Consider the following 13,002-nt stretch of genomic DNA (forward strand, 5'->3'; position numbering starts at 1 on the left):
TTCTCCTCACTGGTGGCCCGTGGGCCCGTGGTGGTCGTGGTGGTCGTGGTGGCTGTCAGTTGGCGGCGAGCTTGTCCGCGGCCTCCGCGTCGGAGAGCCCCTCGACCAGGGCGAGCAGCGCGCTCTCGACCTCGGTGGCGAGGCCCCGGACGGTGCGCGCCTCGAAGAGGTTCGCCACCGCGACCTCCACCTCGAACCGCTCCCTGATGCGGGCGACGAGCTGCACCGCCACCAGCGAATTGCCGTTGAGGTCGAAGAAGTCGTCGTCGATGCCGATCGCGTCCACGGCGAGGGTCTCGGCCCACATCTCGGCGATCACGCGCTCGGTGTCGGTCTCGGGCTCGACGTACGGGGTCGCGAGGTTCCGCGGGCTCGCCGTGACGGTGCGCTGCGGGGCCGCGGCGAGCTGCTCGCGCAGCGCGTCCCTGGTGACCTCCCGCGCGAAGCCGAGGCGCCGGGTGAAGCTGTCGGGGCAGAGGATGAGCTGGGGCGCGACGCCGGAGTCGAGGATGTCCCGCAGCATGGGGTAGCCGTCCTCGGCACGGATGCCGAACTCCCGCTCGTTGACGCGCAGCAGGGCCAGTTCGAGCTGCGTGCCGACGTCGATCCCGGTGCCGTCCGCGACCGCCGGGGCCGTGCTCTGTCCGGCCTGTCCGGCCTGTCCGGCCTGTCCGGCGTCGCCCGGCGACCGGTTCGCGGCGCCCTCGGTGGCCTGCGTCGCGTCCTCGCCGCCCACCGCGATCAGCGTGAAGCCCTCGATGGCGACGAGTTCCGTGCCCTCGTCGTCCACGACGGTCACGTCCGTGCGCACCATCGAGCCCGTGGTGTCGTCGAGGTGCCGGATACGGCTGTGCACGCGGGCCGGGAGCGGCGCCCGTACGACGATGCGGTCGTAGCCGAACGGCAGATAGGAGCTGTCGCTCGTACCGATGATGTGCTGGGCGATGGACGTGGCGCAGTCCAGCATCGCCGGGTGCAGCACAAAGGCGTCGAGGTCGGCGCGGAAGTCCTCGGCCAGCTCGATCGTGGCCAGCTCGTCGAAGCGGCCGCCCGGCGCCGCCTCGCTCCTGCCGTGCCCGGCGATGGCGTCCCAGCGGGGCCCGAGCCACACCAGGCCGTCCGCGTCCTCCCTGCTCTCGCGCTCGTCGGGCAGGTGGCAGTGCGCGCGCCACTCGTCGAGGGGGTGCGCCGGGGCGGGGCCGTCCTCGCCGGGTCCGACCTTGGCGGTGGTGTAGTCCAGGATCTCGCCCTGGTCGTTGTCGGCGTCCCGGATCACCGCCGTGTACCGCCGCTCGCCGTCCGGGACCAGCAGCACGTGCACGGAGTGGCTGGTGTCGAACGAGAGCGGGCGCTGGAAGACCAGGTGGCTGACGGTGCAGGTGGCGGAGCCCGTGACCTCCTGGTAGGCGGCACGGATGATCTCGATCAGGCTCGTGCCGGGCATCGTCGGCCGGCCGCCGACGGTGTGCTCGGCGGTCACCCAGTCCTCGGTCGAGAGCCGTTTGACGAAGATGGCGTTGTCGTTGCCGGAGCGGATCAGGCGGCTGCCGAGCAGCGGGTGCGCGACCTCCTGGTAGCGGTCGCCCATCTCGAAGTCGAGCAGCAGGTCGGGGGCGTCCACCTTGTCGGCCATGCCGAGGCCCTGCCAGATCGGCCAGTTCACGGAGACGATGTGGCCCCGGCCGCCGCGTGCGGCCCGTGCGTGGGCGTAGGCGTCCATGATCGCGTTGGCGGAGACGTAGTCGCCGAGGCCGAAGTCGCCGGTGAAGATGGCGAAGGTGGAGTACAGCACGAGCGCGTCGACGTCGTCGCCGAACACCTCGTCCAGCGCCAGGGTGCCGAAGACCTTGGCGGCCATGACGCGTTCGGCGTCGTCCTGCGAGCGGGCCTCCATCATCCCGCCGCCGGTGATGCCCGCGGCGTGCAGCACGACGTCCACGCGGCCGAAGGCCCGTTCGGCGTCGGCGCGTACGGCGCGCATCGCGTCGGCGTCGGTGACGTCGGCCGCGCAGACGAGGACCTCGCCGCCCAGCTCCTCCACCTCGCGGACGGACTGGATGCGGCGCGCCGTCGCCGCGTCGGCCTCGTCGGCGCCCTCCGCGCCGCCCCGCGCCAGGCACGCGTCCCACTCCTCGCGCGGCGGCAGGCCGCTGCGGCCGATCAGGACGAGCTTGGCCGCGTGCTTCTCGGCGAGGTCCTTGGCGGTCACCAGGCCGATGCCGCCGAGACCGCCCGTGATCAGGTAGACGGCTCCGTCGCGCAGGAAGCGGGAGGTGTCGCTCTCGGGCGGGAGGTCCACCTCCTGGTGCTCCCACACCCAGCGCCGCCCGCCCCGGTAGACGGCGCGCTCCTCGTCGCCGTGCGCGATCTCCCGCAGGATCTGGCCGACCTGGGTCTCCGCGGCGCCGCCCCCGGTGACGTCGATGGACCGGCACCTGGTCTGCGACAGCTCCTTGGGCAGCAGCTTGACGAAGCCGAGGACGCCCGACTTGACCGGCTCCAGCGGCTCGTCGCCGGTGACCGGCTCCGCGTCGCTCGTCAGCAGCACGAGGTCCAGGGGGATCTCGACGGTGCGGCGGGTCAGGGCGTGGACCGCGGTCAGGATGCTGAAGAAGCCGGTGTCGAGCCCCGTCCTGGCGCGCTCGCGCGGGGTGTCGCCGGGGACGTCGCCCACCAGCCAGCCGTGCACCACGCGCAGCGCCGACGGCTCGGTCGCCAGGACGTCCGTGAACACCTCCAGGTGGTCCTGGAGTTCGCGGGGCCGCACCGTGAAGCGCCCCTCGCCGTCGCGGGCGAACGCGTCGCCCTGCTCCACGAGGAAGACGGTGGCGCCCTCGGCGCGCAGCCGTTCGACCAGCGCGGCGACGGTGGGCGAGCCCGACCCGTACACCAGCCAGGTGCTCTCCGTGTCGACGGCGGGAGCGCCGAGCAGCGTCTGCTCGCGCCAGCTCGGCACGTAGTAGGGGCCCGTCTCCCCGGCGTCGGCGCCCGTGCCCGCCGTGCCGCTCCCGGTGCCGACGGCGGCGGGGTCGGCGTCGAGCCAGCAGCGCATCTTCTCGTAGGGAACCGGCGGGAGCGGGATACGGCCGCGCTCCTCCTCCCGCCACAGGGCGCCGAGGTCGAGGTCGGCGCCGATCTGCCAGGCCTGCCCGAGGGCGCCGAGCAGGACGGCCACGTCGGACTGCCGCTGCTTGGCGTGCCGGACGGTGGGCACGGCGAGTCCGGCCCTGTCGGTGTCGAGCCCCTGGCGGGCGAGCGAGGTGAGCGTGTTGCCCGGGCCGACCTCCAGCAGGACGCGCTGCCCGCCGTCGCCGTCGAGCAGCAGCGGTACGGCGTCGCCGAAGCGGACGGCGCTGCGCAGGTGCCGGGTCCAGTAGCCGGGGTCGGTGGCCTCCTCGGCGGTGATCCATGTGCCGGTCACGTTGGAGACGAACGGCACGGTGGGCTCACCGCGCCCGACGGCGGCCACGCGGGCCTCGAAGTCGTCGAGGATCGGGTCCATCATGCGGGAGTGGAAGGCGTGCGAGGTGTGCAGCGGCCTGCCCTCCACGCCCTGGGAGGCCAGCAGCGCCCGCAGGTCGGCGACGCTCTCCTCCGGGCCCGAGACCACCGTGGCGTGGGCCGCGTTGACGGCGGCGACGCTCAGGTCGTCCGTCAGCATCGGGGCGAGCTGCTCCTCCGCGAGCGGGACGGAGAGCATGGATCCCCCGGGGAGCGCCTGCATCAGCTTCCCGCGGTCGGCGACGAGGCGCAGGGCGTCGTCGCGGGAGAAGACCCCGGCGAGCGTCGCGGCGACGAACTCGCCGACGCTGTGCCCGACCATCGCGGCGGGCCGGATCCCCCAGCTCCCCAGCAGCGTGGCGAGCGCGTAGGAGAACACGAACATCGCCGGCTGGGTGACCTCGGTCTCGGTCAGCCGTGCCGTGGCGCGCTCGTGCTCGTCCTCCGGCGGGTGGAGCAGCGCGAGCAGGTCCCAGCCGGTGTGCTCGGCGAGCGTCTTCGCGCAGGAGTCCACCTCGGCGGCGAACACCGGCTCCCGCTCGTAGAGCTCCCTGCCCATCCCGGCGTACTGCGCGCCCTGTCCGGGGAACATGAAGGCCGTCTCGCGGCGGGTCCCACGGCTCGGCACCAGCGCGGGGCTGGGCTGCGGCACACCGGCGGCGAGCCGGTCCGCTGCGCCCTCGGCGCGGTCGGCGACGAGGAAGCCGCGCACCGGCCGCTGCTCCCTGCCGACGGCCAGGGTGTAGGCGGCGTCGGCGAACTGCCCGGGGTTCTCGCGCAGGTGCTCGCCGAGGGCCGTGGCGCTCGACTCCAGCGCGGTGGGCGTACGCGCCGAGAGCGCGACGAGCTGATGGGTACGCGCGGGCGGTGCCGCGACGGGCAGCGCGGGCGGTTCCTCCAGGACGACGTGCGCGTTGGTACCGCCGACGCCGAACGAACTCAGACCCGCCCTGAGCGGGCCGGAGTCGGAAATCCACGGGGCGAGTTCGGTGTTGACGTAGAGCGGTGAGGAGTCGAAGTCGATCTGCGGATTGGGCTCGTCGAAGTTCAGGCTGGGCGGCAGGATCCGGTGCTTCATGGACATGAGCGTCTTGATGAGTCCGGTGACTCCAGCGGCGGCTCCCAGATGCCCCACGTTCGTTTTCACCGAGCCGACGGCGCAGTGCTGCTTGCGGTCGGTGAATTCCCCGAAGGCACGGCCGAGAGCGTTCACTTCGATGGGGTCGCCGACGAATGTTCCGGTGCCGTGCGCCTCGATGTAGCTGAGGGTCGCGGGGTCGATTCCCGACTTGTGCCAGGCGTCCATCACGGCCGCGTACTGGCCCTCGGGACTCGGCGCCGCGAACGCCCCCTTCTGCGCGCCGTCGTTGTTGATGGCGGTCGACCTGATGACGCCGACGATGTTGTCCCTGTCCTGCAGCGCGGCTTCGAGAGGCTTGAGGAGAACGGCGCCGCAGCCACTGCCGAAGATGGTGCCCTTCGCCTTCGCGTCGAAGGCCCGGCAATGCCCGTCCGGGGAGTACATCCCGCCCTCGGAATACACGTATCCCGAAATCTTCGGCAGGAACTCCTCGACGCCCCCGGCGAGGGCCATCTCGCACTCCCCCGCGCGCAGCGCCTGGCAGGCGAGATGCAGCGCGACCAGCGAGGTCGAGCAGGCGGTGAGGCAGGTCAGCGCGGGTCCTTCGAGGCCGAGCCGGTAGGAGACGCCGGTGGCCACGTAGTCGCTGATGTTCGCGATGTTGGCGGCGAGACCGCCCAGCAGCTTGTACGCGTCCGGGTTGGGCTTCACATAGAGGTCGAGGTAGTGGTTGGGCCCGATTCCGCCGTACACCCCGATGCGCCCCGAGAAGGTGCCCGGCGCGTATCCGGCGTATTGCAGCGAGCCGTCGCACGCCTCCAGGAAGGCCCGGTGCTGCGGATCCAGAACCTCCGCCTCGCGTACGGTCATCCCGAAATAGCCGGGGTCGAAGAGTTCGGTGTCCGGGGCGATCGGCGCCGCCTTGACGTAGTTCGGATCGGCGAGGCGTTCCTCGCTGACCCCCTCGGCACGCAACTCGTCGTCGCTGAAGAACGTAATGGATTCCACACCGGCCACGAGGTTCTGCCAGAGCTCTCCGACGTCTCGCGCTCCCGGGAACTTTCCTGCCATTCCGATCACGGCAACATGACCGCTGCTGTTCTTCTCCACGGTTCCCCCTTCAGAAACCCGAGCAAAGGAATGCCGCGGGCGCACGGCCGTCCCCCGAGGGAACGAGCGCCGAATCCATTCCGTGGCTCGCAAGCCTGTTGACCGGACGGGGCGATCTCAAGGGTCGGCGGGGTTGCTGGCGAGAACTCGACAGCGCGTTGACGGAGCCGCGGGCACTGGCGTGTGCTGAGCCGATGCAGGCGGAATTCAGCGGCGGGAAGCGGGCCACGTGAGCGCGGCGCCGGAGTCACCGGCAGCGAGCGACGAAGCAGGCGACGAGGCGGGCGGCCAGGCGGGCGGCGAGGCGGCGCGCCGGGGCTTCGGCCTCGGCTTCACCGCCGTGTGCGGCGGGATGCTGCTGGCCAATCTGGCGTCGGGCATCAGCTCGGTGGCCTTCCCCTGGCTCGCCACCTCGGTCACGGACAACGCGATGCTCATCTCCGGCGTCGCCATGCTGCTGGAGCTGCCGTGGCTGCTGGCGAGCCTGCCCGCCGGTGTCTTCATCGACCGGGCGGACCAGCGCTGGATCCTCGTGCTCACGCACCTGTTCCGGGTGCTCGTCGCGGGCGGCATCGCGCTGAGCGTGGCGACCGGCGCGACGACGCTGGTGCTGCTCTACGCCGCCGCCTTCCTCATCGGCTCGGCCACCGTGCTGAACGAGAACACCAGCCAGGTGGTGGTCCCGAAACTGGTCCCCGCACCGCTGCTCGAACGGGCCAACGGCTATCTGGTGATGACCGACACGGTCGGCGGACTCTTTCTGGGGCCGTGGCTCGGCGGACTGCTGCTCGGCGCCTCGCTGACGCTGCCGTTCCTGGTCGAGGGCGGGCTGTTCGCGCTCGCCGCCGCGCTGATGTGCCTGGTCGTCCTGGCCCCGCGCGAACGGGAGCGGCGCCGCCGCACGATGCGCTCGGAGATGGCGGAGGGGCTGCGCTACTTCTGGCAGCATCCCCTGCTGCGCCCCCTGGGCCTCTTCCTCGGCCTGCTGAACCTGAGCAGCGCCATCGCGCTCTCCACCCAGGTGCTGTTCGCGCAGACGGTGCTGGGGCTCGAAGCGGCCCAGTTCGGGCTGCTCTTCCTCGCGGGCGGCGTCGGCTCGATGCTCGGCGCCTGGTTCACCAGCACCCTGGAGAAGAAGGCCGGCTCCCGGCGCATCCTGCTGATCAGCCTGGCGGGCAACGCGGTGACGAGCCTGGCCATCGGGGTCGCGAGCAACGCGATCGTCGTGGCCTGCGCCATCGCGGGCGGCGGCCTGTTCTCCACGGTCTGGAACGTGCTGACGGTCAGCTACCGGCAGCGCATCGTCCCCGAGGAACTGCTCGGCAGGGTCAACAGCATCTACCGTCTGCTCGCCTGGGGTCCGCTGCCGCTGGGCTCCCTGCTCGGCGGCGCCCTCGTCACCGCGTCCCAGGCCGTGCTCGGCAAGGAGACGGGCCTGCGCACCCCGCTGTTCCTCGCCGCGCTGATCGCGGGCACGCTCTGCGTCGTGGCGGCCCTCAAGCTGCGCGACGGCATCTGGTCGCCCGACTACCGCGCGGGCAGAGAGGACTGACGCGATGACACCACGGCCCGGGGGCCCGCCCCCGTACGTCTCCACCGGTACGGGAGAGCCGGTGCTGCTCCTCCCCCCGGCGGCGACGCGCGCGACGATATGGGAGCTGCACCAGGCCCCCGCGCTGCGCGCGGCCGGTCACCGCGTGCTCACCACCGACCACCGGGGCACCACGGAGGAGCACGCGGCCGAGGGGCAGTGGCGCTTCGCGGACCTGGTCGCGGACGCGGCGCGGCTCGTCCAGCACGCGGCTGGCGGCCCCTGCCACCTCGTCGGCGCCTCGCTCGGCGCGATGGTGGCGCAGCGGCTGGCGGTCGTCAGGCCGGACCTCGTCCGCTCGCTCACGCTGCTCGGCACCCGGGCCCGTACGCCGCGCTTCGTCGCCGCCTCGGTGGAGGCCCTCGCCGAGGCCGCGCGATCCGGCAAGGTCCCCGTCGACTACGCGGCGACCAGCACCATGCTCCAGCTCTTCGCCCCGGCGACACTGCTCGACGACAGGTTCGCCGGGGAGTGGCTCGACCTGATGACGCTCAGCCCGGTCACGGGCGAGGGGGCCGCGCTCCAGTACCAGGCGACGCTCGCGGTCGACGCCGGGCGCGACGAGCTGTCCGCCGTCGCCTGCCCCACGCTCGTCGTGGCCTTCCCCTACGACGCGGTGACGCCGCCGGCACTCGGGGCCGAGGTGGCCGCCGCGATCGACGGGGCCCGCTACGAAGAGGTGGCGGGCTGCGGGCACTTCGGCTTCATCGAGCGCCCCGCCGAGGTCAACCGGCTGCTCGTGGACTTCCTCGCGGACGTGGACTGAGGACACGGCGCCCGCACGGTCGCCCGGTCAGTCGTCGACGGTGATGAGTCCGCGGCTGACCGCCGCCATCACCGCGGCCGTCCGGTCGTCGACCCCGAGCTTGCCGAAGATCCGCAGCATGTGCGTCTTCACCGTCGCCTCGCTGATGAACAGCACCGCTCCGATGGCGGGGTTGGTCAGCCCGCGGGCGACCAGCCGCAGCACCTCGGCCTCGCGCGCGGAGAGGGCGTCCTTCCGCGGGCTGCGCACGCGCTGGGTCAGCTTGGCGGCGACCGAGGGGGCCAGCACCGCCTCGCCCGCCGCGGCGCTGCGGATCGCCTGGAGCAGATCGGCGTGGTCGGCGTGCTTGAGCAGATAGCCGGTGGCCCCCGCCTCCACGGCGCTCAGGATCTGGTCGTCGGAGCCGTACGTGGTGAGCACGAGGACCCGGCTCCGCAGCTTCCCCTCGGTGATCCGGGCGGTGGCCTCGACGCCGCCGCCCGGCATCCGCAGGTCCATCAGCACCACGTCGGGGTCGAGCCGGCGCGTCATCGCCACGGTCTCGTCCGCGGTCCCCGCCTCCCCGACGACCTCCAGGTCCGCCTCGTTCGCGAGCATCGCGCACAGCCCCGCCCGTACGACGGGGTGGTCGTCCGCGATCAGCACCGTGATCGGGTCGCTCATCTGGGCACCTCCACCTGCACCGTGGTCCCTTCGCCGGGCACGCTGTGGAGCTCCCTGCTCCCGCCGACCTGTGCCACGCGCCTCTCCATTCCCACGAGCCCGTACCCCCCGGGCTCGGCCGCGGGGTCGATGCCGACCCCGTCGTCCCGTACCCGCACGGCGACGACCTCGTCCTCGTAGCCCAGCTCGACGTCGACGCTGGAGGCCCGGGCGTGCTTGCGCACGTTGGCCAGGGCCTCCTGGGTGACGCGCAGGAGCACCACCTCGACGGCGACGGGCAGCGCGTCGGGGCTGCCGCGCAGGGAGAACCGCGTCGTGAGCCCGCTGCCCTCGGCCGCCCTGTCGGTCAGCCGGTGCAGCGCCTCGGGGAGCGAGGCCGACTCGTCGAGCGCCGTCGGCCGCAGCGCCTCGACCAGCGCGCCCGCCTCCGCCAGGCTCTCCCGCGCCGTCCTGGCGACGAGGTCGAGCTGACCGCGCGCCCGTTCCATGGAGGCGCCGTGCTCCTCCGGGAGCCCGGTCATCCTGTCCAGCGTCGACCCGGTGGCCTGGACGAGCATCACGATGCTGCTCAGACCCTGGGCGATGGCGTCGTGGATCTCACCGGCGAGCCGTTCGCGCTCGGCCGCCACGCCCGCCTCCTTGGCCATCTCGGCCAGCTCCTGGCGCGTGGAGGCCAGCTCCTTGATGAGCTCGGCCCGCTCGCGGCTCTGCTCGATGATGCGGTGGGCCCACGTCCCGAAGATGGCCGAGAACACGATGATCACGAGCGTCGACGGGCCCTGGTCGACGACCGTCTTGAGCGTCCCGTCGGCGCGGAAGACATCGACCACGACGGGCGCGCTGGCGAAGACCGCCACGGCGCCCGTCGCGGCGAGGGGACGCAGTGTCCAGTACGCCTGCGGGATGATCGCGACCAGCGCGATCGAGCTGGCCGAGGCCAGGATGTCGGCGGCCGTGAAGAGGACCAGCAGGACCCCGAGGTACAGCAGGCCCCGCCAGCTCTCGTCGTCGGCGCGCATCAGCGCCCTGCCGTATCCCGCGTACCAGACGGCGCAGCACACCAGCAGCAGCGTGGCGAGCGGCTGGCTCGTCGCGGTGGAGTCCTCCAGCACCTGGACGAAGGCGATGGCGGCGACGAACGCCAGGACGTAGTAGCAGTCCCAGCCCAGGTAGCCGCGCAGCCACTCGTCCCGGACCCTGGTCACCCCTGCCTGCTGCTCTTCCACCGGAAGGTCAGCATGCACAGGATCAGGCCGCCCACGCACCACGCCGCCAGCACCAAGGCGATCCGCCCCAGTTCCCATGAGCCCGCAACCTCCTGGAACGTCATCGAATCCGGCAGGAACACCGACCGGAATCCCTGGGCCATCCATTTCAGCGGGAAGAAGGACCCGATCTCCACCAGCGGGGACGGCAGTTCGTTGATCGGATTGAACAGGACACCGGAGATGAACTGTAGTCCGATGAAGGGCAGCGTGATGACCGCCGACGCGCTCTTCGCGGACTTCGGCACGCTGCTGATCGCGATCCCGAGCAGCGCGCAGGCGATCACGCCGAGCACGAACACCCAGGCGAAGACGAGCCACTTCGTCACGTCACCGGGCAGCGGCAGGTCGAACAGCCCCTTGCCCACCGCGAGCAGCAGGACGACCTCGGCGAAGCTCACCACGAGCACCAGGAGCACCTTGCCGAGGAAGTACGCCGCCAGCGGCGTCGGCGTGCCGCGCAGCCGCTTGAGCGTGCCGTCGTCGCGGTCCTGCGCGATCCCGTTGCCGAGGTTGACGAAGGTGGTGGACATGATGCCCGCCGCGATCATGCTCGCCGCGAAGATCTGGCTCGCCGGGACGCCGGTCTCGGGCACCTTGTCGTTGAAGATCCCGGCGAGCAGCAGGAGCAGCACGACGGGCAGGGAGAAGGTGAAGACGACCGCGTCCCGCTCCCGGAAGAACTGCCTGAGCTCCAGCCCTCCCCGCGCCACGCCGATCCGGAGGAGGCTGGGCGGCGCGGGCCGCGCCTCTCGTACGCGGGGCACCTGGGTGGTCATGCCGACTCCTTCTGCGGCTCGTCGGTGGTCTGCGTCTTGCCGATCATCTGGAGGTAGACGTCCTCCAGGCTCGGCCGCTGGACGGACAGGTCGGGCACGTTCCCGGAGTTGCGCCGCACGAGCTCGGCCACGAACTGGTCGGGGTTGGCGGTCACCTCCTCCACGAGCCGGCCGTCCTCGCGCCAGCTCACGACGGCGCCCGCGCTGGCACGGTCGCCGAGCGTCGCCGGGTCGCCGACGCTCAGGACCCGGCCCTTGGCGATCACCGCGACCCGGTTGGCCAGCGCCTCGACCTCGTCGAGGTAGTGCGTGGTGAGCAGGATCGTGGTGCCCTCGGCGGCGAGGTGCCGGATGAGCTGCCAGAACCGCACCCGGGCCTCCGGGTCGAAGCCGGTCGTCGGCTCGTCCAGGAACAGCAGCTCCGGGTCGCCGATGACGCCGAGCGCCACGTCCACCCGGCGCCGCTGGCCTCCGGAGAGCCTGCCGATCCGCTTGCCCGCGTGCTCGCCGAGCCCCACCTGGTCGATGACGGTGTCCGGGTCCCGGGGCCGCGGATAGACGCCGGCGAAGTGCCTCACCACCTCGCGGACCGTCAGCTCCGAGGCGTCGGTGGCGGTCTGCGAGACGATGCCGATCCGGCCGCGCCAGGCACGGCCCGCCTTGCCCGGGTCCTCGCCGAGCACGGTGACGCTCCCGTCGTCCCGTGCCCGGTACCCCTCCAGGATCTCCACTGTGGTGGTCTTCCCGGCGCCGTTCGGCCCGAGCAGGGCGAACACCTCGCCGGGGGCGATGTCCAGGTCCAGTCCGTCGACGACCGGGGTGCCGTGGTACCGCTTGACCAAGCCCCTGACATGTACTGCTGATTCGGTCATGGCTCCAGGATGATCGCGGCGGCTCACGATCAGTAGCGACCTGTGGGCGGAACCGGTTGTCCATCGATCGGTGGACACTCCGGTGCCCGGGCCGATCCGGAATGCCCCCGGGTCGCGTGTGGCCACAAGTCGCCATGCGTCTTCCCGAAACACATCCGGCGGCAGATGCTGAGGCCGACGACTTATTTGCGCGTCCCGGGGAGATTTCACGTGTTGCGGCGAATGGAAGAGCTGCGCGACAACGTCACCGCTACTCCGACTTCGTTCGTCGTCGTCGAATACCGAGGGCGTGCGCACGAATTGTTGCTGAAGCATGAGAGCCTCAATCCGACGGGCTCCATCAAGGACCGGACGGCCACCGGGCTGCTGCTCGACATCGACCGGCTGAAGCCGCTCGTGCCCGGCACCGTCGTCATCGAGTCGACGTCGGGGAACCTCGGTCTGGCGCTCGCCAGGCTGGTCCGCCAGATCGACTGCCACTTCATCGCGGTCGTCGACGCGCGTACGCCTCAGCCGACGCGCGACGCGCTCACGGAGAGCGGCGTGGAGCTGCGGTCCGTCGACGAACCCGACGGCCAGGGCGGCTACCTGCTCAGCAGGCTCAGGACGGTGCGCGAGCTGTGCCTCGCCCACCCCGGCCACCGCTGGCCGAACCAGTACCACAACAGGGCCAACCCGCTCATCCACGAGCGCACCACGGGCCCCGAGATCGTGCGGCAGGGCGGCCCCGAGCTGGACACCGTGTACGTCGCCGTCTCCACCGGCGGAACGCTCGCCGGGATCTCGGCGCATCTGCGGGCCGTGGCCCCCGGCATCCGGATCGTGGCCGTGGACTCCACGGGGTCCCTGGTCACGGGCGGTACGGGCGGACGGCGGCTGATCGCGGGGCTCGGCGCCAGCAGGGCGTCCTCGTTCCTCACCCCGGCCTCCTACGACGCGGCGGCCCGTGTCCCTCCCGAGGCGACGGTGGCCGCGTGCCGCGCGTTCCACGAGGACACCGGCATCCGGCTCGGCGGCTCCAGCGGCAGCGCGCTGTACAGCTATCTGGGCGACCTGACCCGGCGGACGCCCCCGCGCAGGGCGCTGTGCGTGTGCCCGGACGGCGGCCAGAAGTACCTGGGCACGGTGTACGACGACGCGTGGCTCGACAGCACGTCCCTCACGGCGGCCGTGGCCGACGTGACCCGGCGGCTCCGCGAGGACGGGCTGCGCTTCCACGTCGAGGTGTGAACCGGCGCGGGGGGGGGGGGGGGGCCCGCGGGGGGGCGGGGGGGGCGCGCGGCGGGGGGGGGGGGGGGGGGGGGGGGGGGGCGGCCGCCGCCCCCCCCCCCCCCCCCCCCCCGCGGCTGCTCTGTGTCCTGGGTCGTGCGTCCG

General features: G+C 72.2%; 8 protein-coding genes. 3 read left to right on the forward strand and 5 right to left on the reverse strand.

Annotation, left to right across the window (positions count from 1 at the left end; genetic code table 11):
* Positions 1–55: 55 nt before the first annotated feature.
* Positions 56–5,737, reverse strand: a complete 5,682-nt coding sequence (locus ACGF3A_RS23575) for an SDR family NAD(P)-dependent oxidoreductase (protein WP_393732233.1) — start codon at positions 5,735–5,737, stop codon at positions 56–58.
* Between the two features lie 184 nt (positions 5,738–5,921).
* Between ACGF3A_RS23575 and ACGF3A_RS23580 the strand changes: the two genes are divergently transcribed.
* Entirely contained in the window at positions 5,922–7,244 is a 1,323-nt protein-coding gene (locus ACGF3A_RS23580; protein ID WP_393732234.1) for an MFS transporter, read from the forward strand.
* Between the two features lie 4 nt (positions 7,245–7,248).
* Positions 7,249–8,049: an alpha/beta fold hydrolase gene (locus tag ACGF3A_RS23585; protein WP_393732235.1), complete on the forward strand. Its 801-nt coding sequence runs from the start codon at positions 7,249–7,251 to the stop codon at positions 8,047–8,049.
* A 27-nt stretch (positions 8,050–8,076) separates the two neighbouring features.
* On the opposite strand, the gene ACGF3A_RS23590 is transcribed toward ACGF3A_RS23585, so the two are convergent.
* From ACGF3A_RS23590 to ACGF3A_RS23605, 4 genes are read right to left on the reverse strand one after another with little or no spacing between them, the layout of a single operon-like run.
* Entirely contained in the window at positions 8,077–8,712 is a 636-nt protein-coding gene (locus ACGF3A_RS23590) for a response regulator (protein WP_393732236.1), read from the reverse strand.
* Positions 8,709–9,917, reverse strand: a complete 1,209-nt coding sequence (locus ACGF3A_RS23595; protein WP_393732237.1) for a sensor histidine kinase — start codon at positions 9,915–9,917, stop codon at positions 8,709–8,711. The genes ACGF3A_RS23590 and ACGF3A_RS23595 overlap by 4 nt, the downstream gene beginning before the upstream one ends.
* Entirely contained in the window at positions 9,914–10,756 is an 843-nt protein-coding gene (locus tag ACGF3A_RS23600; protein ID WP_393732238.1) for an ABC transporter permease, read from the reverse strand. The genes ACGF3A_RS23595 and ACGF3A_RS23600 overlap by 4 nt, the downstream gene beginning before the upstream one ends.
* Complete coding sequence (locus tag ACGF3A_RS23605) at positions 10,753–11,628, reverse strand: ABC transporter ATP-binding protein (RefSeq protein WP_393732239.1); 876 nt, start codon at positions 11,626–11,628, stop codon at positions 10,753–10,755. Before ACGF3A_RS23605 ends, ACGF3A_RS23600 begins: the two co-directional genes overlap by 4 nt.
* A gap of 222 nt (positions 11,629–11,850) precedes the next feature.
* Here ACGF3A_RS23605 and ACGF3A_RS23610 point away from each other — a divergent pair, with 222 nt between their 5' ends.
* The gene (locus ACGF3A_RS23610) at positions 11,851–12,858 is read left to right on the forward strand and encodes a pyridoxal-phosphate dependent enzyme (RefSeq protein ID WP_393732649.1); all 1,008 of its coding nucleotides are present in this window, start codon (positions 11,851–11,853) and stop codon (positions 12,856–12,858) included.
* Positions 12,859–13,002: the final 144 nt, after the last annotated feature.

This window comes from Streptomyces sp. NPDC048172, from assembly GCF_043202595.1.
Taxonomy (GTDB): Bacteria; Actinomycetota; Actinomycetes; order Streptomycetales; family Streptomycetaceae; genus Streptomyces.